The following is a 24,665-nucleotide window of genomic DNA, read 5'->3' on the forward strand; positions in this document are numbered from 1 at the left end:
GCGGATTTTGGCAATGGAGTTTTAAACGAAATTTAAACTTGGAGCAGCCTGTCTTTTAACCTTGGCCCGGTAAGATGGGTATCGAGGTGATGATCGTGAGTGAACTCGTGATACAGACGAGAAATTTGAACAAAAAATACCGCGGCCGCTATGCCGTACGCAATTTGGATTTGGAAATCGCCAAGGGGGAAATTTACGGCTTTCTCGGACCGAACGGGGCCGGGAAGACGACGACGATCCGGATGCTGCTCGGCCTGATTCGCCCGACCGTGGGCTCGATCCAGATTTTCGGCAAGGACCTGAGGAAGGATAAAATGAACATCCTGCGCAAGGTCGGTTCGCTGGTCGAATATCCTTCGAACTACGGCCATCTGACGGCCGTGCAAAATCTGGAGGCGATCCGCCGCATCCTCGATGTGCCGAAGGCGCGCATCCACGAAGTGCTGGACATCGTGTCCCTCACGAAGGACGCGAAGCGCCCCGTCAAAGGGTATTCGCTCGGGATGAAGCAGCGGCTGGGCATTGCCGCCGCTCTCCTCGGAAGTCCGGAGCTGCTGATTCTGGACGAGCCGACCAACGGGCTGGATCCGGCCGGGATCCACGAAATTCGCGAGCTCATCCGCAGCATGCCGAAGCAGCACGGGATTACCGTGCTCGTCTCGAGCCACCTTCTTTCCGAGGTCGAGCAAATGGCCGGGACCGTCGGTATTATCCGCGAAGGGGAAATGGTGTTCCAGGATACGATCGACAACCTGAAGCAGCAGGCCTCAGGCGGATTCCGCCTGGTCGTATCGGAGCCGCAGGAGGCTCTGGTTCACCTGATCGGCCAAGGCTATACCGGCCGGATGGATGACGGGGCGATCAAGCTGGACCAGCTGAGCGACCCGGAAGTGGCGCTGCTCGTCAAGCGCCTCGTAGACAACAACCATGCGATTTACCGGGTGGAAGAGAAGCGCCGGTCGCTGGAGGATATCTTCATGCAGGTGATCGAGCAGGGGGGATTCTCATGATGGTGGCACGCGCGCTGTCGGCCGATTTTCTGAAAATGCGCCGCAAAGGGATCTGGCTCCTCGTTATTCTGGGCTCGGTCGGACTGCTGGCGATGCAGGGGCTGAATTTCGGCCTCCGGTACGACTACCTGCTGCAGCGCTATCAGGATGATCCGTGGGCCGGGTTGATCGGGGAGATCTTCTCATTCGTGCCGATCGCCCTGTTCCTGGGCACAACGCTGATCGCTTCGCAAATTGCCAACGTCGAGCATGGCAGCAACTCCTGGAAGCAGCTGCTGGCACTGCCGATTTCGCGGGGCGCGGTGTTTACGGCCAAATACCTGCTGGGGATCATTGCCCTGGCGGCATCCTGCCTGATTTTGTCCTGCGGAACCGTCGTCCTGGGACTGGCCCTCAAATTCAATCCGGACCATATTCCGTATTTGACGATTCTGAAGCTCAGCTTTGTGCCTTTCCTGGCGGCGCTGCCGCTGTTTGCCCTGGAGCTGTGGCTGTCCCTGACGTTTAAAAATCAGGCGCTGCCGATCACGCTCGGCATTACCGCCGCCATCGCTTCGCTGTTCGCGGGGAATTACCCGGAATGGTTCCCGCTGGCCTGGCCCCTGCTGTCGTTCTACGGAAAGGCGTCCCCGGCCTTGCCGGTAGGCGGAGGCATCATTTTGGCATTTATCATTTATTTGGCTGGCATGGGGCAATTCCGCGGAAAGGATGTGGACTAGAGATGCTGAGTTACTTTCGGGTGTTATCCGCCGAACGGCTGAAGATGTCCCGCTCTCTGATCGTGCTGCTTATCCTGGTCAGTCCGCTCGTCTCCGTCCTGGTCGGGCTGCTGTCGGATGTAGACAGCCGGCAGCAGCCATGGCTGGTGCTGCTCGGCGCCTTGAGCATGCTGCATGCGCTGCTGTTCATGCCGATCATGTCGGGAATCTTCGCCGCCTTCATCTGCCGCTACGAGCATCAAGGGGGCGGGTGGAAGCAGCTGCTGGTCCTGCCGGTGACCCGATCCGGGGTGTTTCTGGCAAAGTATACGGTCATTATCGCTCTGCTGCTGATCATGCAGGTGCTCTTTCTCGGCGCACTGCTGCTGGTCGGCGACGTGAAGGGCCTGCCCGGTCCGATTCCGTGGACGGAGATCGGCCGCAGCCTGCTGGGCGGCTGGGTCGCCTGCCTGCCGCTCGCGGCGCTGCAGCTGGCCGCCTCGCTTATGTGGAGCAGCTTCGCGGCTCCGCTGGCGCTGAACGTGATGTTCACCATCCCGAATATGCTGGTGGTGAACTCGGCCACCTATGGTCCTTACTATCCCTGGGCGCAGCCGTTTCTGGCAACCCTGCCGGCAGGCACGATGGAGGGAGGCGGATTCGGGGCACTGAACCTGCCGTTTGAAAGTCTGATGATTACAGTCGTCGGCAGTTTTGTAGTCTTTTTCCTAATCGGGTGGATCTACTTCCGGATGAAGGAAGTATAGAAGGTTTGGGCTACTGAAAATAAGGGTAAAGCATCATAAGGGCGTCCCCGCTGGGGGCGCTCTTTTTTTATGCTGGTGCAGGGTGAAGATGCCGTTCAACGGGGCTTCCAGTCCGGCGGCTATTCACAAAGCGAATATAACATGATATATTATTTAGAGATTGTAGAATGGTTCAGCGGAGCTGAACTTGTGGACCCAGAGACAGAGGAGGTTGCAACGTGTCGCATGAATCGTCGTCGAAGCCGATGTACGAACAAATCTTTGAAGAACTGCGCGATCAGATCGTAGCCGGAAAATATATGCCGGGGGAGCGGATCCCATCGGAAAAGGAGCTGGGCGAAGCCTACAGCGTCAGCCGGATCACCAGCAAGAAGGCGCTGGAGATGCTTACGCAGGAGGGATACATTGTCCGCCAGCCGGGGAGAGGCTCCTTTGTAGCCGAGGATTATGAAAGCGGGGGAGGAACACCGCCGTCCCGTGCGGGGGCAGCGTCCAAGCGGCGCCGGGAGAGCGGCAAGCTGCTGATCGGACTGGTCATGACCGACTTTGGGGACAGCTATGGAACGGACCTCGTCTTCGGCATGGAGGAAGCATCCCGCGAGCATGACAGCTATTTGATTCTCCGCAGGTCGCTGGGAGAGACCGCCAGAGAGCAGGAAGCGATTCAGGGCCTTCTGGAGATCGGGGTGGACGGGCTCATTATTTTCCCGGCGCAAGGTGAATACTTCAATGCCGAAATTTTGAAGCTGGTCATCAGCGAGTATCCGTTCGTGCTGCTGGACCGGCACCTGAAAGGTGTTTCCGCCAGCTCCATCAGCACGGACAACGTATCGGCGTCCAAGCAGCTGATCCATTACCTGTTCGGACTTGGGCATACCCATATCGGCCTTATGACCACCCCGCCCCGCGATACGACCGCCATCGAGGAGCGGATCGAAGGGTTTATCCAGGCCCATGCGGAAAGCGGCATTGCCGCCGACCGGAGCCTGTGGATGGAGAACATTACGGCGACGCTGCCGGCTGCCTTTGTACCGGAGAACAAGAAGAAGGAGAAGGAACATATCAAGCGCCATCTCGCGGCCCATCCGGAGATTACCGCTCTGTTCGCCATGGAATACAACATCGCCAGGCTTGCTTATGAGGCTGCGCTGGAGTCGGGGATCCGCGTGCCGGAAGACCTGTCGATCGTATGCTTTGACAGTCCGGATGACGCTGCCGGCTCCTTGTTCACCCATATGCGGCAGAAGCAGAATGAGATGGGGAGGCTCGCCTTTGAAAACGTGCTTAAATTGCGAAACGGCGAGAGCGTTCCCGGTAAAATCCTGCTGGATGCCGAGCTCGTCGAAGGCTTGTCGGCTGGACCTGTCCGAAACGGCGGGCTTGCCATGAAACACAAATAGAGTTGAAACCAAAGCGGCAGGCCTCAGCGGGAATGCCGTTTTTCTTTTAAATAATATAATATTTAATGATAAAATGTTATAAAAAGTATATTGACATGTTAACTTACCAACAAATATAATTTTTGTGTATTCATACGGTAGCATAGCTGATATATTCATTAACTTTCGACGCTTATGATGCCATAACCAAGGAGGAGAGCGCATGAAATCACTGGGTACGGAGCCTGTTACTTTGGAACGGTTGGCCGGGAGAATGTCCGAACAGCTGGCCGGAGAGACGCGTTTGCTGGACATTTTCCAAAATGCGATACGGAATACTTGGGGGACGACGCTGAAACGGATGGAGGACAGAACGACTTTCGTCATCACCGGCGATATTCCGGCGATGTGGCTGCGCGACTCAGCCGCGCAGGTGCGGCCGTTTCTGGTGCTGGCGAAGGAGGATCCGGAAGCTGCGGACATGATCGAAGGCTTGGTGCGGCGGCAGCTGGATTCGATTTTGCTGGACCCTTATGCAAACGCCTTCAACGAGGAAGCCAACGGGCGCGGCCACCAAGCGGACGAGACAGAGATGACCCCCTGGATATGGGAACGCAAATACGAAATCGATTCGCTCTGCTATCCGCTTCAGCTCAGCTACCTGCTCTGGAAGAACACGGGCAGAACCTCGCAATTCCAAGGCAGCTTCCGTCAAGCTGCGGAGGCCATATTGGATTTGTGGACGGTGGAGCAGCGCCATGAAGAGCGGTCGCCTTACCGGTTCCAGCGGAAGGACTGCGTGCCGAGCGATACGCTGGTGCGGGACGGCAAAGGCGCGGAGACGGCCTATACGGGCATGACCTGGTCCGGATTCCGGCCGAGCGACGATGCGTGCGAATACGGCTATCTGGTTCCTTCCAATATGTTCGCCGTCGTGGTGCTCGGCTATTTGCGGGAAGTCGCCGGAGAGGTGCTGCAGGATGAAGAACTGCAGGGCAGGGCCGCCAAGCTTGCCCAGGAGATCGAGCAGGGCATCCGAGAGCACGGCATTGTACAGCATCCGGAATTCGGCCCGATCTACGCCTACGAAACCGATGGCTTGGGCCATCACAATCTGATGGACGACGCCAACGTGCCGAGCCTGCTGTCGATTCCGTATCTCGGTTACCGGGATGCGTCGAATGAGGTGTACCAGAATACACGGCGGTTTATTTTGAGTCGGAACAATCCTTATTATTATGAAGGAACTGCGGCCGAGGGGATCGGCAGCCCGCATACACCGCAGGGCTACATTTGGCATATCGCCCTGGCGATGCAAGGGCTGACCGCGGACAGCCCTGAGGAGAAGCTGCGCCTGCTGCAGGTGATGAGCCGAACGGACGCGGGAACCGGGCTGATGCACGAAAGCTTTAAGGCCGATGATCCGGCGGAGTATACGAGACCTTGGTTCTCGTGGGCAAACATGATGTTCTGCGAACTGCTGATGGATTACTGCGGCATCCGCGTGATGCGCTAAGAGAGATAATCCCAGATATCTAATAAAGTGCGGAGTTGGACGAAGGCTTTCCTGCACCTCGATATTACTTTCCTCCTACTTCCGTAGGGGGAATTTTTGTTTCATTGCCTTGGCGACGGCCAAGAGCTTGTTGCATATGTGAGGAGACAGAGCGAAGTAAAAATATTACACTTAATCCAAAGATAAAAACATTATATTACTTTTGCTGCTTCTGTAATATTGGTGTAACACAGCCTGGTTTGTGTTGGGCTGATCGAAAAGGAGGGCATACACAGTGATAAAACTCATGGTAGTCGATGACGAGCACTGGATTCGGGAAGGCTTGAAAAGGACCATTGATTGGAGCTCACACGGAATCCAATTTATCGGTGACGCCGAGGATGGTTGCAAGGCGTTGGAATTAATCGAAGCCCATGTTCCGGAAATTATCATTTCGGATATCAAGATGCCCACGATGGACGGTATGGATTTAATGGAAGAAATCAAAAAGCGCGGAATCGATACAAAGGTTATTTTTATTAGCGGCTTCAGCGACTTTGCGTATGCGCAGAAGGCGGTCAAGCTAGGAGCGTTTGACTATATTCTCAAACCAGTCGAAGAACCGATTTTGCTTGAAATTATTGAACGCTGCATCAGCGAAATTAAACAGAAGCAGGAGCTGAGCTCCCGCCTGCAGGAATTGTCGGGCCGCATTCGGGAAAGCTTGCCGCTCGCCAGACAGAAGCACCTGGAGATGAGTTTAACCCGATCTTTGACAGAACGAGAGATGCAATCCACATGGGAAGCCCTTCATATCAACCTCGATCCGAAACGGCTGATCGTTATGGCGATGGTCGTCCACGAGTGGGGAGACCGGGAGATGGACGAAAGCGGATGCTCGCTCATGAGGTACGCGCTTGGGAATTTGGTGGAAGAAATCCTGTCTCAAAAGGGGATCCGGTGCTTGGCTTGTCCTTTACAAGGGAATGATTTTGCGGACATTGCACTGATTGCTTCGCTAAGTGAGCCCGATACCTCTTTCGGCGTCGAGGACTTGTACCGCTATATGGAGGGCGTTATTGAAGATGCGCTTCAAGTGTTAGGCGTTCGAATCAGCATAGGGATCAGCGGCTTAAGAGAGAGGACGCAGCTTGCATCCTCTTTTAGGGAAGCGCTTACCATAAGTATGAACTATTTGGTTCACGGACCCGGGCAGGTCCATACTGCCCCGATGGACGGCAGTTCAGCAGGTCATGGATCCAAGCCCCGCCCGGCTGAGCAGCTGGACTACCGCATGGCTGCATGCATGGGGCAATTGACGGCGGACGTTCTGCTCACGGATCACAAAGCGGACTCCCTTGACTCGGCATTGTCGAATCGGATTCTGCATGCCATGAAGCTGATGGACGCGGCCAGGCTGTCCGAACTGCTCGATGTACAAACCGGGCTGCTTCAAGAGCTCATCAAGCAGACGCCGGCCATTGCTGTGCGGTATGAAATGAATATGCACATCAGCATTCTTTTGTCCAAGTGGCAGGAGCTGCTCCAGGCAAAGGATCATTCCAAGGCTTCCACCATTACGCATCAACGCAAGCTTCAGCTCTACAGGTGTTCAATTGGCGATTGGAAGGCCATGATCATGGACACCTTCCTCATAAAGGATACTCGTGCACCCTCAATTGCGCATAAGCGAACGATAGAAACGGCGCTGCGTTATATCCATGATAACTACCACCTTGGCATCAGCCTTCATAACGTGGCCGAAAAGATTTACATGAATCCCTCTTACTTCAGCAGAGTGTTTCACGAAGAGGTTGGCGAAACGCTCAGCCGCTATCTCATTCGAATCCGAATCACGAAGGCGAAAGAATTGCTTGAACAGACCCCTCTAAAGGTATATGAAGTCGCAGACCGGGTCGGATATCGGGATTTTCGGCATTTCGTCAAAACTTTTAAGGAATGGGAAGGCATGACGCCCGCTCAATACCGTAATTACGGGGCATAAGAAGAGAGGGACCTCATGAGACTGCAGTTCATCGATAGAATCAAGTTCAATTCGGTCGGAATGAAGGTGTTCGGATTCTATGTAGCCAGCATGATCGTCATTATTACCGTTATGGGATATCTATCCTATGATAAATCCGCTCAGATGATGGAGAACAAAATCGGAGGCATGGCGCTTCAGAATGTTCAGCAGATGAGCAAGCGGGTCGATATCCTTCTGGAGGGATACGAGGACCGTTCCCTTCTTGTCGTCGGCAATAAGGATATTCAGAAGCAGCTCATGGGAGATTTTATGGACGAGAAGGAAAGGATTCAGACGAATAACGCGAATACCGCCTTTCTATCGAACCTGGTAAACTCCAGGAATGATATGAATAATATCTATCTGCTCAGCGAGAGGGGCTACTCCTACCGCTATTCACCCAAAGAATCCTTTCCGGTCTACAATTCTTACCCCTATGAATATTTCACGGAGGCCTGGTATCAACAAATCCGTCAGGCTGACGGCAGGCTCGTCTATTTCGGCATCATGCCTTCATTAATAAAAGGCCCGAGCTCCGAGCCTGTTTTTACCTTTGGCCGTGCCCAGAAAAACATGAAAGGCCGCGGAGAAATTATCGGCGTCGTGCTGTACGAAGTCGATCCGGCGGAGGTCCGGGAAATTTTGGCGGAAATCGATTATGACGGGTCGGGAATCAACGTCATAATGGACGATACCGGCCAGATCAAAGGGGATAAGGGTGGAATTCTATTGTCCAGCAAACTGGACATTCCGTTTAAGGAAGAGCGTCAAGGAACGCTAAGCTACTCTATAGACGGGCAAGAGATGCTGGTCGTCTACAGTCAACTGGAGACGAACCATTGGAGGCTCGTCGGCATGCTGCGCAGCAATGATTTGATGAAGGAAGCGATGGATATTCGCTGGTATATGCTGTCGCTGGGCATTGTTTTTTCCTGCATCGGTATCCTGCTCGCGATCATTATCGCTTCTGCCGTTCACCGGCCGCTTCAGAAGATGACGCATGCGATGCGCCGAGCCAGGGATGGCGATTTCAACATCCGGATTGTCGATAAACGAGAGGACGAATTCGGCTATTTGTTCACCCATTTTAACCAGATGGTGGCCCATATCAAAGAATTAATCAACGAACTGTATGTGCAGAAGCTGCTGGAACGGGATCTTCAGCTGAAAATGCTGGGGTCTCAAATTAACGCTCATTTTCTGTACAATACGCTCGATTCCGTCCACTGGATTGCCCGCATACATAAAGTTGACGACATTAGCACGATGATCTTCGGACTGTCGAAGTATTTGCGGATCAGTCTGAGCGAGGGAAGGGATGAAGTGCCGGTCAGCCAGGTCGTCCATTTGATCGAGAGCTATATCATGATCCAGAAGGTCCGGTATAAGGACAAGTTTACGCTCTATGTGCAAGCGGACGAATCGCTGATGGATTATAGAGTGCTCAAATTTATTTTTCAGCCGATCGTAGAGAATGCGATTTATCACGGGCTGGAGCGAAAATCAGGCAAGGGCCGGCTGGATATCGCCTTTACCCGGGAAGGCAGCTGCCTGAAATTCGTCGTTACGGACGACGGTGCGGGAATTGCGCCGGATAAGTTGGCTGAATTGCAGCACATTCTGGGCGGAGAACAGCCTGCGGAGGAAAGCAGCTTTGCGCTGAGAAATATTAATTCACAAATCAAAATCGCATATGGTGCCCAGTACGGGATTGAGATGGAGAGCAGCTTGGGGGAAGGAACGAAAGTAACCATGACGATCCCGCTCACGAAGCGAAGCCCTGCTCAGCAAGTCAGTTGAAACGAGTTTCATATGACAGCGTGCGTAGGATGATTACAAGAGAAAGTTAAAAGTGGAGGTAACGATGAAAGTGTTCTTGACTCGTCGAAAGATGCCTGTTCTTTTCATACTTGTACTCCTGGCCACCGTAATCATGGTATGGAACGCTTATGTCAGCAAGGGAGCGACATTCAACGTTAATTCAGAAATATTAGGCAAAAATGCTGCGAGCAGCTCGATTAAGCATAACGGCCCTGTAACGATAAGCTTCTGGTATTCGTGGGTCGGAGGATTTCAGGACGAATTCTACGATACGGTCGTGAAGCCGTTCGAAGAGGCAAACCCGGATATCAAGGTTGAAATGACCTTCATCGAGAACTCGGACAATTCGCAAGGCTCGGATAAGCTGCTGACGGCGATTGCCGGAGGAAAGGCGCCGGATGTCGCGATGATCGACCGGTTTATTGTAGGCGAATGGGCGGCGATGGGCTCCATTGAAGACATTTCGGCTTATGCGAATCGTGAAGATATGGCGAGTATTTATTATAAAAGCGTGTGGGCGGAATCCCAATACGAAGGCAAAACGTACGCCCTCCCTTGGAATATGGACAGCCGCGCCATGTATTATAACAAAACGATGATGAAGCAGGCGGGTTTTGATCCTGACCATCCCCCGAGAACCATTGCCGGCCTGGATGCCATGGCAGAGAGGATGTTCAAAACGAACGGGGACGGCGCATATGAGCAGGTCGGATTCGTCCCATGGATGGGCCAGGGCTTCTTGTATACGCATGGATGGAATTTTGGCGGCGAATGGGGACGAGGCGGGAAGCTGACGCCAAACGATCCGCGGAACGTTAAAGCGCTGGAATGGGTGCAGGGCTACGCCGAGAAGTACGATGTAAAGAAACTGTTGAAGTTTTCGGAGATGATGAGACAAACCGGAAGAAACTCCTTCTTGTCCGGCAAAGTCGGATTTGTCTATGAAGGCAACTGGCTTCTTAATGGGATGGAAGACTTGGATTTCGAGTGGGGTGTAGCGCCGATGCCTACAATCGATGGCAGCCGGCCGGTCACATGGTCAGGGGGGTGGTCGTTCGTCATGCCCAAAGGGGCGAAAAATAAAGAGGAAGCTTGGAGGTTTATGAAGTACGTAGCGGGCAAGGAAGGCTCGCTCTTATGGGCCGGCCGTGAGGGCGGCAAGAATGATCTGATGTGTATTCCGGAAGTGAATGCCAAGCTCGGCCTGGATCAGAAGGAACCGATGAAGGTGTTTACGGAGCTGCTCGGGAATGCTTACATCAGGCCTGTCACACCTGTGGGCGGATACATGTGGGATGAAATGCTCCGCGTACAAACGCTGGCGATGAATCTGCAGGGGGAACCGGAAGAGCTCTTGAATGAAATGAAGAAGAACGTCGATGCTGAATTGGCTAAGGTTATGGGGGACGGCAACAGCAAAATGGAGCATCCCCAAGGCCGCGATGTGCAGCCGTAAGAGTGTCTGTCATGCTTTTTGACAGGCACTCTTTTTTTCTTGCCCCGCATTGATACGCGAAGCCGATGGCTCCCCTTCCAAGATAGTAAAGATAGTACACGAAATACAAAAGCAGTCTCATTATCCCCTCTCATAAAAGCGTTTACACTAAAGAGGAATTAACTTCATTAGTATCATTTAAAACCTATATAAGATGAACTAAAGAATAGGATGTAGGCCGTACTTGCCCCCATTCCTAGTTCAATATTTCAACTTATATATGCAAAAAGGAGGCATGTAAGTGAGGAAAAAGAAGGGCGCCACTCATTTGAGAAGAGCGATGCTCAAGTATCTGGTTACCGCATTATCGGTATGTTTCGTATTAACAGGCTGCGGGGGCTCGGGCGGGTCCAGCGGAGAGAATGGAGCCAGTGATACAAAGGGAACGGAAAGTACGAATCAACAGACCGATACCGCCAAGAAAAATACCGATACGGGTAAAGGCAGCGGTGAAAAGGTAACGCTTGAGCTCTGGGGTTGGGGAGGCAAATTCCAGACGGACTACACGAAAATTGTCATCAGCGAATTTGAGAAAGAGCACCCGAATATCAAGGTGAAATACATCATCGATCAAGGGGGCACGGATAAGCTGACGACGCTGATTGCCGGCGGTACGCCTCCGGACGTAGCGGTGCTCGACCGCTTCATGGTAGGGCAATGGGCGGCGAAGGGATCGCTGGAAAGCCTGCAGCCGTTCGTCGATGCCGGAGACGAAGTACGCGCCGACGATTATTATCCGGGCGTCTGGGCGGAAGCGAATTACAAGGACCAGCTCTATGCGATGCCGTTCACCACAGATAACCGGGCGCTTTATTATAATAAAACGCTTATGAAGGAAGCGGGTCTCGACCCGGAGAAGCCGCCGGTTACGATTGCGGAATTGGATGCGATGGCGGAGAAAATGTTCAAGAAAACAAGCAACGGCAGCGGCTATGAGCAGGTCGGCTTTATTCCTTGGGCAAATCAAACCTACTTATACACGCAAAGCTGGAACTTTGGCGGAGAATGGACCAATGGCGAGGAATTGACGCCAAACCACCCGCAAATTGTAAAAGCGCTTGAATGGATGGTCAGCTACGCCAAAAAATACGATATGTCCAAAATCAACAAGTTCAACGATGTCATGGGCAAAACCGGCATCAATTCGTTCTGGACCGGCAAAGTCGGATTCGTCGTGGACGGCAACTGGGTTCTGAACGATTTGACCAGCAATGCGAAGGTGAAGCCTACCTTCGAGTGGGGCGTCGCCCCGATGCCTTCCGCGGAAGGCTATCCTCAAACGACATGGGCAGGCGGCCATTCCTGGGTCATGCCGAAGGGAGCCAAGCATCCGCAGGAAGCGTGGGAGCTCCTCAAGTTTATCGGCGGCTATAAGGGCACGCTGCTCTGGGCCAAGCGGGCGGATGCGGGCAACGATATTACGACGATGCCGAAGGTGAACGAAGAAATTAAGATTACCGAGAATCCGAAGCTGAAGGTATTCGTCGATTTGATGCCTGTGGCGCATTACCGCCCTGTTACGCCTGTTGGCCAGAAGCTGTGGGATGAAACCTTCCGTGTTCAGGATTTGGCCTTGAACGGAAAGGGCGAGCCGAAGAAGCTGCTGGACGAAGTCAAGAAGAACGTCGATAACGAGCTCAAAAAACTGGAATCGAAATAATCAAGGTGGACCGGTTTCATAAGGAGGGGGGCGGGTGAATCGCCTGTCCCCTTTCTTCATTAGAAGGAAGAGAACCGCTTAAGGGACATCCTGATGAATTGAACGACAAAGAGGTGACGGTGCTTGAAATGGCGTTGGAATGATGCACTAAAGTGGAAGAGAGTCATGCTTATATCGATCACTTTTCTTGTCTTTTCGCTGACCTTCGGTGAGAGCTTTCATTCTTATGCCAACAACGAACGTTTACGGGACCGGAATCAGAATCAAGGCGTTTCGCTGACGAATGACCAATTAGCCATGAACAGTATTTTGGAGCCGACTTATGCGACCACGCTGGCTGGATATAAGAAAGAGGGCTATCCGCCTGCCGATCAACCGGACATCGTGATGAAAGCCGATCAGCATTCGGCGTTTGGAGGCACGAAGCCGGTCTTGGAAACGGTAGACGGTCTTTCCGCTCTTGTGTGGGACAGCACGACAACGTGGATCGAATGGTCGGTAGATATCCCGCAGGACGGTCTTTACAACCTGGCCCTAAGTTATTATCCGATGCCGGGAAAAAGAATGCCGATTCAGCGGGAGCTGCTTATTGACGGAGAAAGCCCGTTTCGCGAGGCGCAGCGTATCTATTTCTACCGCAGCTGGGTCGACCGGGGCGATCCGGCCCAAAACAACCAGGGAGACGACGTCAGACCCAAGCAAATCGAGAAGCCGCAGTGGATGGACCTTCCGGTTTCGGACGGGAACGGTCTGTACCCGGAACCCTTCCAATTTTATATGACCGCAGGCAAGCATGTCATTCGGATGAATTATTTGCTCGAACCGATGGCCATCGACGAGATCCGGATTACGTCACCGGAGCAGCTACCCAGCTATGCCGAAGTGAAGCAGGCCTACACCGCGCAAGGTTATGAGCCTGCCCAGCAGATCAATGTGAAAGTGCAGGCGGAGAACAATCCGACGAAATCCGATCCGACGATCCGCAGAGAATCGAATGGCGATCCGTTAATGGAGCCGGCAGGCGATGGGAGAATCCGGCTGAACGCATTTGGCGACTGGCGCTGGAGGAAGGGCGGTCAGAAGGCATCGTGGGTGTTCTCGGTTCCGCAGGACGGGTTGTATAAGATTGGGCTGAAATTTGGACAATGGTGGGGCGATGGGCTGCCGTCCTATCGTCAAATTCTTATAGATGGAAAAGTTCCGTTCAAGGAAATGGAGCTCTACCCTTTTACCTACTCGCGCAACTGGCGGATCGAAACGCTGCATAAGGACAATGAACAAACAGGCAAAGACGAACCCCTGCTCGTGTACTTAACGAAAGGCGAGCATACGCTGACGATGGCCGCCCAGGTCGGGCCGTATCAACCGATCATGGAAGCTTTGACGGCCGATACCCAGAAGCTCTCTGATCTGTACAGACGCATTATTATGATCACGGGACCGACGCCGGATCCGAACTTCGAATACGAGCTGAACAAGAAGGTGCCGAAGCTGATTGAAGACTTGAAGGTCATCGCGGACGATCTGCTCGTTCAGATGGATGCGCTCAAGGCTCTGTCGGATGTAGAGCCGAGCACGGTGAACAGTCTGCGGATGATGAACCACACGTTCGAGAAAATGATCCGTAACCCCGATTCGATTCCAAGACAATTATCGGAGCTCAGCAACAGCCAAACGAACCTCAGCACGCTGCTGATGGATCTCCAGAATGTGCCGCTTGTTCTGGATTACATCCTGATCAGTGCCCCGGATACGAAATATCCGAAGGTAAAATCCAACGTTCTGCAAAAATCGGTCAGCACGTTCAAAAACTTCATGGCTTCCTTTACGAAGGACTATACGGGTGTAGGCAGCGTCTACGACAACGAAACGGGGGAGGAAGAGGGTCCGGTTATCGAGGTTTGGGTATCCCGTGGCAAAGAGTGGGCGGAAATTATGAAGGAAATGGCGGAGGAAGACTTCACGCCCAAAACCGGCATACGCATCAACATCAATACGCTTCCCGCCGGTCAATTGAACTCGGGCTCCGTCAACACGCTGCTGCTCGCGGCAAGCTCCGGCAGAGCGCCGGATGTCGCAACAGGCGTCGATGCGCATCTGCCCGTCGAATTTGCGATCCGGGACGCTTCTGTCGATTTAACGCAGTTTCCTGATTATGAAGAGGTCAGTAAACGGTTCCTTGCGGGATCGCTCATTCCTTTCAAATACAATGGGGGGAACTATGCGCTACCGGAAACGCAGGATTTCAACTTGTTGGTCTTCCGGAAGGATATCTTGAACGAGCTGGGCGTCAGCATCCCGAAGACATGGGATGAGGTCTATGCTCTGCTTCCGATTCTGCAGCAGAACGGGATGCAGATGTATTATCCGATCACGCAGCTGGGCTTCATGCCGTTTCTCTACCAGAATGGCGGCGACTATTACAAGGAGAACGGAGCAAAGTCGGCGCTGGATTCACCGGAAGCCTTCCAGGCCTTCACGGAATGGACGGAGCTGTATACCAATTACAAGTTCCCGATCATGGCGAACTTCTTCAACAGGTTCCGTACCGGGGAAATGCCGATCGGGATCGCGGATTATCTCACGTATGTACAGCTCTCTACCGCAGCGCCGGAGCTGATCGGACGCTGGGGCGTCGCGCCGTCTCCCGGCCATCAGAAGGCCGATGGGTCGATTGACCGTACGACCGGTGGAGCAGTACAGTCCGTTGCGATCTTCAAGCAATCGGAGCATCAGCAGGAATCCTGGGAGTTCCTGAAATGGTGGACGAGTACAGAGGTTCAGCTGCAGTTCGGCCAAGAGCTGGAGGCGCTGCTCGGCGTCGAGGCCCGCTGGAATACGGCGAATATAGACGCCTTATCTCAGCTGCCATGGCCGGAGGACGACCTCAAGGCATTGAAGGATCAATGGAAGTACTACAAAGAGCAGCCGTACGTACTCGGCGGCTACTTCACGGGGCGGAACATCGATAATGCCTGGAACCGCGTTGTTCTTGGCGGCATGAATATCAGGGAGTCGCTGGAGAAGGGCATCAAGGATATTAACAAAGAGCTTAACGCCAAGCAGAAGGAATTCGGGTTCACGCCGAAAGACTAAGGCGGCGGAAGGAGGAGCAGTATGCAAAGCAGCGTAGAGGTTAAGGGGCCGCTCCAGCTGGCACCGCAGAAGGCACGTCGATTCAAATTGACTCACGCGAGAAAGAGGGCTGTGCTCGGTTATTTGTTTCTCAGCCCGTTCCTGATTCTCTTCATCGTGTTTACCGTCATTCCCGTCGTGCAGTCGGTCTATCTCAGCTTCACCTATTACAACATGCTCCAACCGGCGAGGTGGGTAGGCTTATCCAACTACAGCGTCTTGTTTCTGGAAGACGACATCTTTCTCACATCGCTTAAGAATACGTTTATCTTCGCTGTGATCGCCGGGCCGCTAAGCTATTGCTTATCCTTTATGCTCGCGTGGGTGATCAATACGCTGAAGGCCAAAATGATCTTCTCGTTGGCCTTTTACGTCCCTTCAATTACGAGCGGAATCGCTTTATCGATCGTCTGGCTGTACATATTCTCCGGAGACCGCTACGGTTTATTGAACAATGCGCTGCTCAACTGGGGCATGATCAGCGAACCGATTCTCTGGAATACGGATCCGAACACGATCATGCCGGTTATCATCATCGTTTCTTTGTGGATGAGCATGGGTACGGGGTTCCTGGTATTCCTGGCGGGGCTGCAGAATGTATCGCCAGAGCTGTATGAAGCGGGCGCCATTGACGGGATTTCCAGCAAGTTTCAGGAATTGTGGTTCATTACGCTGCCGCTAATGAAGCCGCAGCTGCTGTTCGGCGCGGTCAACGCCATCGTCGGCGCATTCGGGGTGTTCGACATTGCCGTAGCCATCTCCGGTATGCCGAGCCCGAACTATGCGGGCCATACGATTATTTCGCATCTGTTCGACTATGCCTTCATCCGGTTCGAGTTGGGATACGCATCGGCAATCGCCGTCTTCCTGTTTGTAGTCACGTTCGGCTTAGGCCGCATCGTGATGCGGTTACTATCGTCCAAAGATCAATAAGGGGGGTTAAAGGACGTGACGATGAGCTTTACGAAATTTATCGCCCGTTTCAACAGGGGTTTGTTATACGCGTTTATGATCGCATTGGTCGGATTTACGTCCTTGCCGATCGTATATATGATTTCCACGGCTTTCAAACCGCTCGACGAGCTGTTCCTTTACCCGCCGAGATTCTTCGTGCAGAAGCCGACCCTGCGCAGCTTCTTTGATCTGCTTACCGCGACGGACAGCTCTGTCGTTCCTTTCTCGCGGTACATCTTTAACAGCTTGTTCGTCTCCGTTGCGGTCGTGCTCTCCAGCTTGGTTGTGTGCTGCCTGGGAGCGTACGTGTTATCCAAGTTCAAACCGCCGGGTGCGGGCTTCATCTTCTCCGTTATCTTGTCGGCTCTGATGTTTTCGCCGCAGGTGACCCAGATTCCGACCTATATGATCGTATCGAGCTTAGGCTTGGTCAATACGTATTGGGCGTTAATTCTGCCGAAGATCGCCGTGGCCTTCAACATCTTCCTCATGAAACAATTCTTCGATCAAATTCCCGATGCCCTGATCGAGGCTGCGCATATCGACGGCGCATCGGATTGGAAAATCTTCTGGAGGGTGATTATGGCGGTGAGCAAGCCGGCCTGGGCAACGTTGATTATTTTCTCTTTCATCGGGAACTGGAACGATTTCTTCTCGGCGCTCGTGTTTACGACAAGCGAATCGATGAAGACGCTGCCGCTGGCGATTCAGACACTGGCTGGAGGGCCGGGCGTCGTTGCGCGGACGGGTGCGCTGGCTGCCGGCACGTTCTTGATGACGCTTCCTCCGATTCTCATCTTCCTGCTGTTCCAGAAGCTGATTATGAATACGATGGTTCATTCCGGGATCAAATCATAGGGGGCGGATATGGTGTACAAACGAATAACAGCGGGTATACTCGGCGGTCTGCTGTTTCTGATCTGCAGCTTGCCTGCCCATGCGCTCCCGCAAATGTCCTATACGCTCGATCCGATGTATGGTTATCGGATGCCGATCCCCCTGACCTATACGGTAGACACGATCATTATGGACGTCGGCCAGCCCGGCTTGAATAAACCGAACGACTTGTTTATCGACGAGAAGGGGCTCTTATACGTTGCCGACACGGATAACAACCGGATTGTGAAATTGGACGGTCAAGGGAAAGTGCTGGGCATCTTCGGGAAAGAACAAGGCGTCGAGCTCAGCAGTCCGAGCGGTATCTATGTCGATAGCCTCGGTCATATGTTCGTAGCGGACACGGGCAGCGGCAGGATCATTCATCTGTCTCCGAAAGGTGAATTGATCGAAGAATTCGTCAAGCCGGAATCTTCCTTGCTGAGCGAGGATTTGGACTTTTCCCCGGATAAAGTCATCATGGACCGGCGCGGTTATCTCTATGCGCTCAATAAAAATGACTACAGCGGCTTTATGATGATAGACGCGATGAACCAGTTCCGCGGCTACATCGGCGCCAACCGCGTTCCGTTCGACTGGAAGAAGCTGCTCATCCGTTTACTGGCAACGCCGGAGCAGCGGGAGCAGCTGAACAATGCGGTTCCTCCGCAAAACTCAAATATCACGATCGACGGTAAAGGATTTATTTATACGCCGACGGTTCTGATCGAAGCGGACCAGCTCAAGAAGTTCAATGCCATGGGTGAAAACATCTACAAGAAGGCATTTTTCGGCGAAGCCTCGATCGAAAGCGGGGCGCTGGAAAACCCTTATTTCATCGATATGGCTGTCGATCAGTACGGGGTTGTGAACGCGCTCGACGCAATGTCGCGGAAGATCTATCAATACGATCAGGAAGGCAATCTGCTTGCCGTATTCGGCGGACAAGGCGATGAGAAGGGGCGCTTCGAATACCCGACGAGCATCGTCGTCGATAAGGCGGGCAAAATCTACGTGCTGGACCGGGACCGCAATAACATTCAAATTTTTCAGCCGACACGCTTCGCGGAATTGGTCCACCAAGCGAGCCAGCTGCACTTCAACGGGCGTTACCAGGAAGCGATGGTGCCCTGGAAGGAAGTGCTGAAGATCGACGAGAACTATCCGCTCGCCCACCGCGGCGTGGCGAAAGCGCTGATGAAGGAAGAGAGATGGAAGGAAGCGATGCGGGAATTTAAGCTGGGCAATGACCAGGAAGGGTATTCACTGGCCTTCGCCGAGTATCGGCATGGCTTGTTGCGCGAATATTTGGGCTGGATCATTATGGCCGTCGTTCTCATCGTGGTCGCCATCTACTTTATCGTCAAATTCATGATCCGCGTCACGAATACCGTCATAAGGAGGTATGGCTATTGATCAGAACGGCGGATTTCAAACAGTCGGGTCTCCGGTCACTGCGGCTGGGCATAGCAATACTGTTTCATCCCGTGGACGGATTCGAGGAGCTGCAGAAAAACAAGCATCTGATCTCGGCATTCGTCTTAATCCTGCTGACCATCAGCGTCAGAATTATCTCGATCTATATGACCAGCTTTCATATGACGTCGCTTCAGCCGAAGGATGCCAATTTGAATTTGGAAATCATCCGCTTCGTCGTGCCGCTGATCTCGGGCGTTATTGCCTGTTATTTAATTACGGCGATTATGGACGGCGAGGCCTACTTCAGCCAGGTGCTGACCGCGATGTCCTATGCCTTGATTCCCTATATCGTATTTACCATCCCGCTGGCTGCCGTCTCCTTGGTGATGTCAAGGGGCGAACTGGGGCTGTACAACAGCATCAATTCGATCATATGGCTGTGGGTGGCCCTGCTCATCTTCATTCAACTGAAGGTGCTGAACGACTATACCTTTAAGAAGGCGGTCGGCGTCCTCCTTTTATCCATCTTTGCTTTTATTATTTTCTGGGGAACGGTAGGGCTTGTCTTCGCCTTGACGAACCACGTTCTTCAATTTGTGCGTGAAGTGGCCGTAGAAGTCAGATACTTACTGGAAAACTGAGGGGGGTACCATGAAAACGAGACTCGCCAAACGATGGATCTACTATTTAACCGTCAGCGTCATCATTGCTGCGCTCGTGCTCCTGGCGTTACCCTCCGTGCAAAAAGCTATTGAACGGGCCAAGGAGGAAATGCGGCCGAATAAGAACCAGGTCGTTGAGAGTGAGCAGATGCCGGCTCCGGAGGAGAGCGGACAGCCGCAGAAGCCAACCCATTATGAGAAGATCGCCGAAAACGACCGGCTTGAGCTGCAGTTCCGCTCTTCCGATTCCGCCATCGCGGTGATCGACAAGAGCAACGGGTACCGGTGGGAATCGGCAGTTCCGCTCCAGGATGTCGACACGGACGGGAATGAGCTGTGGACCGCCAGCAGTCAGTCCATTTTTCATCTGACCTACACGGATCCCCATCTGCCTGCGCTGGAAACGCAGGAGACGAACTTTGCCCTCGAGCAGCCGAAGATGACGACGACTTCACTGGAAAACGGGATATCGGTCCGTTACGAGCTGCCAAGGCTGAAAATCAGCTTCGATATGAGCTTCCAATTGAAGGGGAACGCCCTCGAAGTCACCGTACCCGGCCAATCGATCCAGGAAGGGGAAGACAACTGGCTCATGTCGGTTGCTCCGCTTCCCTTCTTCGGGGCGGCATCGGATCACGATCAAGGCTATGCGGTCTATCCCGACGGGCCGGGTGCGCTGTCTTATTTTAAGAAGAACCACCCGAATTATTTGAATCCTTATCGTGCGAGCGTTTACGGCGCGGATACGATTACCTTCAATTTTTTCGGACGGGAACAGAACGCGATGCTGCCGATATTCGGCTTGAAAGTGGGCGATAACTCCTTTATGGGGATCATCACCCAGGGGGAATACGACGCGAATATCCTCTATTCGCCGAGCGGCTATCTCATTAATTTGAACCGTGTATCTTCCGAGCTTGTTTACAGGCGCGAGTATGAAGCGGTTAAGAAAGACGGCAACCTGACGAAGAAGCCCGAAAAGGATCTGATTCGCGAGGATCATACCATCCGTTACGTGTTCTTTAGCGGCAAAGAGGCCGATTACAGCCATATGGCGACCGCCTACAGGGAGTATTTGCTCGACGAGCAAGGCTTGATTCCGAAGGTGAAGAAAGGGGAGGCGGTTCCTTTCGGGCTTGACCTGCTTATGGGCATTAAGAAGAACCAGATTCTGATCGATCATTTTATTCAGAATACGACCTTCTCAGAGGCGCAGGACATGATGAAAGACCTCAGCCAGCGCGGCGTACAGGCTATCTCGGCGAACCTGCTCGGATGGACGGGCGAAGGCTACATGAGTTATCCGTCGGGATATAAGCCTTCCCGTAAGCTGGGCGGCACAAGCGGGCTGGCGAAGCTGAGCGAGTACGCGAAGGAGAAGAACTACCAGCTTTTCCTGCAGGACAACTATGTCGAGGCATGGAAGGGCAACGACGGGTTCTCGTCGCGTAAGGATGTCGTTGTCGGAGCCAACCATTTTGTCGTGACCGACCGTTACAGCGAGCTCTTCTACTTGAATGCAGGCAAGCAGAATGCGCATTTCCAGAAGAAAGTGCTGAATCCGCTGCGCAAGCTGGGCATTACCGGCATTAACTTCGACGGCATCGGCAGTCAGCTCTACTACGATTATAACGATGATTATCCGCTGAAGCGTGGGGGGACAGCCAAGCAGTGGACGGAAATGATGGAGAAATCGGTCCTGCAATTCGGCGGTGCGGCCTCGGTTGGGGGCAATGGATACAGCCTGAAGCATTCCTCCCGCCTGTTCGGCATCCCGATGGAGGACAGCGGCTTCTTCTTTACCGACGAGACGATTCCGTTCTACCAAATGGCGCTGCATGGCATTATTCCTTACTCGGGCGATCCGCAAAACTTGTTCTACGATCCACAGCTGCAGTACCTCAAAATGGTGGAATACGGCTATATGCCGTACTACCAATTAACGATGAACCACTCTGAAGATTTAAAGGATACCATCTACAGCGATTTGTTCAGCTCGGCCTACAGCAACTGGGTGGATCAAGCGGTCCAATACTACAAAGAGATGAACGACAAGCTGAGGCCGGTATGGTCGCAGACGATGAAGGAGCACCGCAAGCTGCAGGATGATGTTTATGAGGTCGTATATGAGGACGGGACTCGCGTCATTGTCAATTATACGCCGGGTGAGGTGACGGTCGATCATCATCTCGTTCCGGGCAAAAACTTCATCGTGGTGCCGAAGGGGGGATCAGCATGACAGGGAAAAAGTTGAGTCTGGAACGAAAAAAGATGCTGGCAGGCTATGTTTATATCGCTCCATGGGCGATCGGGTTCGCATTGTTCATGCTGTATCCCTTGATTTACTCCCTTTGGCTGGCCTTTCATGAAGTGGTCGGTGTCGGCAATTTCGACCTGGAGCCTGTCGGCTGGGGTAATTTCAACAAAGCGTTCGTGCTGGATACGCAGTTTATTCCGTTGTTCATTTCGGTGGTGCAGGATGCCGTCATCAATACGCCGCTGATTCTGGTCTTCTCTTTGTTTATCGCGATCCTGCTGAATCATAAAATCCGCGGGCGCGCCTTCTTCCGCGCGGCGTTCTTCCTGCCCGTCTTGATCGGCTCCGGCCTTGCAATGCAGCAGCTGCTCTATGCAGGGGTCGGCAAAGACACGCTGGTGAACGGCATCGGCGTTCCGGAAGAAGTATTTCTGTATATGGGCCCGACGTTCTCGCAGATCGTTTTTGATATGCTGAGCAGGCTTACCGTGATCTTCTGGAAAACGGGCGTGCAGATCCTGCTCTTTTTAGCCGGACTTCAGGGGATTTCTCCGTCGCTCTATGAGTCGGCAAGATGCGACGGTGCAACCGAATGGGAGATGTTCTGGAAAATCACGCTGCCGCTGATTTCGCCGATCATCCTGCTTAATCTGGTCTATACATGCGTGGATTCCTTTACGGATATCAACAACAGGATGATGGTCTATATCAAAGATACGGCCTTTACGAAGATCGAAATGGGCTACGCGTCCGGTATGGGCTGGATCTACTTCTTGTTTATCTTCCTGCTGCTCATTATCGTATTTGCTTCGACCAGACGCTTAGTCGTATACACAGGTGAAAAATGAGAATGAGGAGCAAGGAGGTGGTGCAGCGTGAAACCGATTCCGATGTCGAAGACCAGGCAGCGTGTGGCTGTGCAGCCCGAAAGTATCGCTAACCGGGCGAAAGCGTTAAGAAATAACAGCGTCATCAGCCGGATCAGCAGCAGAAGCCGCTGGTTCGCGCTCATTTACCGCATCTTCGTGTACGTCATTCTGATCGATTTGGCCTTTGTTTTTCTCTATCCGTTTATCTATATGATCACGACCTCGCTCAAGCATCCGGTGGATCTGATCGACTTCGCGATCAAGTGGATTCCGACGAGTCTGGCCTGGGAAAACTTCTACTACGGCATGAAGGGGCTGCAGTTTTGGACGCATTTCAATAACTCGGCCCTGATTTCCGTAGTGAGCGTGATCGGCCAGGTATTATCCTGCTCTTTCGTCGCCTATGGTTTCTCGCGCATTAAGTTTCCCGGGCGGGAAGTCCTGTTCGTGCTGTGCATGTTCACGATGATCATTCCGCCGCAAACGATCATCGTCCCTTTGTATATGCAGTACAAGACGATCGGCTGGCTGGACAGCGTGATGCCGCTGATCGTGCCATCCTTCTTTGCCAATGGGCTAAGGGGGGCCTTATTCATCTTTATCTTCCGCCAGCTGTTCCGCGGGCTTCCGTGGGAGCTGGAGGATGCGGCCAGGGTGGATGGCTGCGGAAGCTTCCGCGTATACTGGAAAATTATTCTCCCGCTTACACCGCCTGCGATCGTCGTAACAACCCTGCTGTCCTTGGTATGGCACTGGAATGACTTCTTTGAGCCGTCGATCTTCCTGACGTCGGAGGAGAAGTTCACCTTGCCGATGATGCTTCCGCGGCTCTATCAATCCCTGGATACATTGACAGGCAGCAGCTTTGAAGTGTTCAGCCTGCCTGTCGTCATGGCCGCTACATTCCTTGCACTGATTCCGATGCTTGTCGTCTATCTCTTTCTGCAGCGGTATTTCATTCAAGGTGTGGAGCGTTCCGGGCTGGTTGAGTAAGTGGAATGAAAAGCACTCCATTCGGGTGCCGTTGAAAGGGGAGAGAGGTCGCCATGCTGTGGTCAGAACGCGCGGATGCGGCGCAGGAAGCGCTGCGCCGGCATTATTGGAATCCGGATATCGCGATGTTCAATATTGAAACGCCGTGCCCGAACGGAGATTGCAACACGATTTTTCATTACTGGTGGATGGCGCATGCCGCCGACGTGCTGGTGGACGGAATGCTGCGCACCGGCGAGGCGGTGTACGGGGAAATGCTTGCGGAGCTGCATGACGGCATCCGGCGCCGGAACGGCGGCGTGTACCCGAATGAGCTGTACGACGATATGGAATGGATGGCGCTCGCCTGGCTGCGCGCGTATGAGGCGACCGGCGAGGAGAAGTACAAGGAAACCGTCCACATCCTGTGGGAGGACATCCAGAGCGGATGGAACGACCATATGGGAGGCGGCATTGCGTGGCATAAATCCCAGCTGGCTTACAAAAACACCCCGGCCAATGCGCCCGCCGCCATTCTCGCGGCAAGGCTGTACCGGTGCTTTGGCAGCGCGGAGGATTTGGAGTGGGCCTGCAAGATATACGATTGGCAGCAGCGCTCTTTGGTTGATCCCGCCACCGGCTTCGTCTGGGACGGCATGAACCGGACCGGGGACGGAAGGATTGATAAGGACTGGAAGTTTACCTACTGCCAGGGTGTCTTTATCGGAGCGGGCGTGGAGCTGTGGCGGGTGAGCGGGGAGCCGGGCTTCCTCAGGGATGCTCTGCGCACGGCCGAGGCCGCCAAGGCAGAGCTTGCCGCGGATGACGGCGTGTTCCCGGACGAAGGAAGCGGGGACGGCGGCCTATTCAAAGGCATCCTGGTCCGCTACCTGGCTGAGCTGAGCCTGGCCTCGGAGGAAACGGCCCGGCTTGCCGTCCCGATGCTCGCCGCAAATGCCGGCGCGCTGTGGGACGCCGGGCGAAGCGCCGCATGCCTGTTCGGAACGGACTGGAGCCAGGCGTCGGCAGAACCGGTATCCCTGAGCACCCAGCTGAGCGGCGTAAAGCTGCTGGAGCGCATGGCGGTGCTGGAGAAACTGGGGTTTGCCGATCATGAGAATAAACAATAAACATGTTTAACGATATCTTAAACAGTAGAACTTCATCGTT

Annotated in this window: 18 protein-coding genes; all 18 read left to right on the forward strand. The window is 53.4% G+C overall.

Going from position 1 to position 24,665, the window contains the following annotated elements:
- Positions 1 to 89: 89 nt before the first annotated feature.
- The 18 genes from IAE55_RS14600 to IAE55_RS14685 all read left to right on the forward strand — a co-directional run bounded on the left by IAE55_RS14600 (position 90) and on the right by IAE55_RS14685 (position 24,625).
- Positions 90 to 1,010 carry an ABC transporter ATP-binding protein gene (locus tag IAE55_RS14600; protein ID WP_234489578.1) on the forward strand — a complete coding sequence of 307 codons (921 nt, stop codon included), beginning with the start codon at positions 90 to 92 and terminating at the stop codon, positions 1,008 to 1,010.
- Positions 1,010 to 1,729 (forward strand): ABC transporter permease, encoded by a 720-nt coding sequence (locus IAE55_RS14605; protein WP_200633222.1) that lies wholly within the window; start codon positions 1,010 to 1,012, stop codon positions 1,727 to 1,729. Before IAE55_RS14600 ends, IAE55_RS14605 begins: the two co-directional genes overlap by 1 nt.
- A 2-nt stretch (positions 1,730 to 1,731) precedes the next feature.
- Positions 1,732 to 2,475: an ABC transporter permease gene (locus IAE55_RS14610; protein WP_200633121.1), complete on the forward strand. Its 744-nt coding sequence runs from the start codon at positions 1,732 to 1,734 to the stop codon at positions 2,473 to 2,475.
- A gap of 218 nt (positions 2,476 to 2,693) precedes the next feature.
- Complete coding sequence (locus IAE55_RS14615; RefSeq protein WP_240913339.1) at positions 2,694 to 3,875, forward strand: GntR family transcriptional regulator; 1,182 nt, start codon at positions 2,694 to 2,696, stop codon at positions 3,873 to 3,875.
- Between the two features lie 202 nt (positions 3,876 to 4,077).
- The gene (locus IAE55_RS14620) at positions 4,078 to 5,370 is read left to right on the forward strand and encodes a glycoside hydrolase family 125 protein (protein ID WP_200633122.1); all 1,293 of its coding nucleotides are present in this window, start codon (positions 4,078 to 4,080) and stop codon (positions 5,368 to 5,370) included.
- Positions 5,371 to 5,644: 274 nt separating this feature from the next.
- Entirely contained in the window at positions 5,645 to 7,354 is a 1,710-nt protein-coding gene (locus tag IAE55_RS14625; RefSeq protein WP_145161485.1) for a response regulator transcription factor, read from the forward strand.
- A gap of 15 nt (positions 7,355 to 7,369) precedes the next feature.
- Positions 7,370 to 9,175: a cache domain-containing sensor histidine kinase gene (locus IAE55_RS14630; RefSeq protein ID WP_145161482.1), complete on the forward strand. Its 1,806-nt coding sequence runs from the start codon at positions 7,370 to 7,372 to the stop codon at positions 9,173 to 9,175.
- Positions 9,176 to 9,239: 64 nt separating this feature from the next.
- Entirely contained in the window at positions 9,240 to 10,652 is a 1,413-nt protein-coding gene (locus tag IAE55_RS14635) for an ABC transporter substrate-binding protein (RefSeq protein ID WP_145161479.1), read from the forward strand.
- 280 nt (positions 10,653 to 10,932) lie between these two features.
- Positions 10,933 to 12,351 carry an ABC transporter substrate-binding protein gene (locus IAE55_RS14640; protein ID WP_145161476.1) on the forward strand — a complete coding sequence of 473 codons (1,419 nt, stop codon included), beginning with the start codon at positions 10,933 to 10,935 and terminating at the stop codon, positions 12,349 to 12,351.
- A gap of 165 nt (positions 12,352 to 12,516) precedes the next feature.
- Positions 12,517 to 15,447, forward strand: a complete 2,931-nt coding sequence (locus tag IAE55_RS14645) for an extracellular solute-binding protein (protein ID WP_145161473.1) — start codon at positions 12,517 to 12,519, stop codon at positions 15,445 to 15,447.
- 21 nt (positions 15,448 to 15,468) lie between these two features.
- On the forward strand, positions 15,469 to 16,419 hold the full coding sequence (locus IAE55_RS14650) for a carbohydrate ABC transporter permease (RefSeq protein ID WP_200633123.1): 951 nt from the start codon (positions 15,469 to 15,471) through the stop codon (positions 16,417 to 16,419).
- Positions 16,420 to 16,440: 21 nt separating this feature from the next.
- Positions 16,441 to 17,298 carry a carbohydrate ABC transporter permease gene (locus IAE55_RS14655; RefSeq protein ID WP_089550416.1) on the forward strand — a complete coding sequence of 286 codons (858 nt, stop codon included), beginning with the start codon at positions 16,441 to 16,443 and terminating at the stop codon, positions 17,296 to 17,298.
- Between the two features lie 9 nt (positions 17,299 to 17,307).
- Positions 17,308 to 18,732, forward strand: coding sequence for an NHL repeat-containing protein (locus tag IAE55_RS14660; RefSeq protein WP_200633125.1), 1,425 nt, complete (start codon positions 17,308 to 17,310; stop codon positions 18,730 to 18,732).
- Positions 18,729 to 19,376 (forward strand): Yip1 family protein, encoded by a 648-nt coding sequence (locus IAE55_RS14665; RefSeq protein ID WP_186326079.1) that lies wholly within the window; start codon positions 18,729 to 18,731, stop codon positions 19,374 to 19,376. Before IAE55_RS14660 ends, IAE55_RS14665 begins: the two co-directional genes overlap by 4 nt.
- A gap of 10 nt (positions 19,377 to 19,386) precedes the next feature.
- Positions 19,387 to 21,636, forward strand: a complete 2,250-nt coding sequence (locus IAE55_RS14670) for a DUF5696 domain-containing protein (protein WP_200633126.1) — start codon at positions 19,387 to 19,389, stop codon at positions 21,634 to 21,636.
- Positions 21,633 to 22,502 (forward strand): carbohydrate ABC transporter permease, encoded by an 870-nt coding sequence (locus tag IAE55_RS14675; protein WP_105445746.1) that lies wholly within the window; start codon positions 21,633 to 21,635, stop codon positions 22,500 to 22,502. The genes IAE55_RS14670 and IAE55_RS14675 overlap by 4 nt, the downstream gene beginning before the upstream one ends.
- A 27-nt stretch (positions 22,503 to 22,529) precedes the next feature.
- On the forward strand, positions 22,530 to 23,516 hold the full coding sequence (locus IAE55_RS33815) for a carbohydrate ABC transporter permease (RefSeq protein WP_145161459.1): 987 nt from the start codon (positions 22,530 to 22,532) through the stop codon (positions 23,514 to 23,516).
- A 53-nt stretch (positions 23,517 to 23,569) separates the two neighbouring features.
- Positions 23,570 to 24,625 carry a glycoside hydrolase family 76 protein gene (locus IAE55_RS14685; RefSeq protein WP_200633127.1) on the forward strand — a complete coding sequence of 352 codons (1,056 nt, stop codon included), beginning with the start codon at positions 23,570 to 23,572 and terminating at the stop codon, positions 24,623 to 24,625.
- Positions 24,626 to 24,665 lie beyond the last annotated feature (40 nt).

The sequence above is a fragment of the Paenibacillus sp. S28 genome (assembly GCF_016624415.1).
GTDB classification, from domain to species: Bacteria; Bacillota; Bacilli; order Paenibacillales; family Paenibacillaceae; genus Paenibacillus_AQ; species Paenibacillus_AQ favisporus.

Excerpts from the sequence above, each read along its gene's own strand:
- IAE55_RS14600 (WP_234489578.1), top strand. The coding sequence starts at position 90 with ATGATCGTGAGTGAACTCGTGATACAGACGAGAAATTTGAACAAAAAA.
- IAE55_RS14605 (WP_200633222.1), top strand. The coding sequence starts at position 1,010 with ATGGTGGCACGCGCGCTGTCGGCCGATTTTCTGAAAATGCGCCGCAAA.
- IAE55_RS14610 (WP_200633121.1), top strand. The coding sequence starts at position 1,732 with ATGCTGAGTTACTTTCGGGTGTTATCCGCCGAACGGCTGAAGATGTCC.
- IAE55_RS14620 (WP_200633122.1), top strand. The coding sequence starts at position 4,078 with ATGAAATCACTGGGTACGGAGCCTGTTACTTTGGAACGGTTGGCCGGG.
- IAE55_RS14630 (WP_145161482.1), top strand. The coding sequence starts at position 7,370 with ATGAGACTGCAGTTCATCGATAGAATCAAGTTCAATTCGGTCGGAATG.
- IAE55_RS14635 (WP_145161479.1), top strand. The coding sequence starts at position 9,240 with ATGAAAGTGTTCTTGACTCGTCGAAAGATGCCTGTTCTTTTCATACTT.
- IAE55_RS14645 (WP_145161473.1), top strand. The coding sequence starts at position 12,517 with ATGCTTATATCGATCACTTTTCTTGTCTTTTCGCTGACCTTCGGTGAG.
- IAE55_RS14650 (WP_200633123.1), top strand. The coding sequence starts at position 15,469 with ATGCAAAGCAGCGTAGAGGTTAAGGGGCCGCTCCAGCTGGCACCGCAG.
- IAE55_RS14655 (WP_089550416.1), top strand. The coding sequence starts at position 16,441 with ATGAGCTTTACGAAATTTATCGCCCGTTTCAACAGGGGTTTGTTATAC.
- IAE55_RS14660 (WP_200633125.1), top strand. The coding sequence starts at position 17,308 with ATGGTGTACAAACGAATAACAGCGGGTATACTCGGCGGTCTGCTGTTT.
- IAE55_RS14670 (WP_200633126.1), top strand. The coding sequence starts at position 19,387 with ATGAAAACGAGACTCGCCAAACGATGGATCTACTATTTAACCGTCAGC.
- IAE55_RS14675 (WP_105445746.1), top strand. The coding sequence starts at position 21,633 with ATGACAGGGAAAAAGTTGAGTCTGGAACGAAAAAAGATGCTGGCAGGC.
- IAE55_RS14685 (WP_200633127.1), top strand. The coding sequence starts at position 23,570 with ATGCTGTGGTCAGAACGCGCGGATGCGGCGCAGGAAGCGCTGCGCCGG.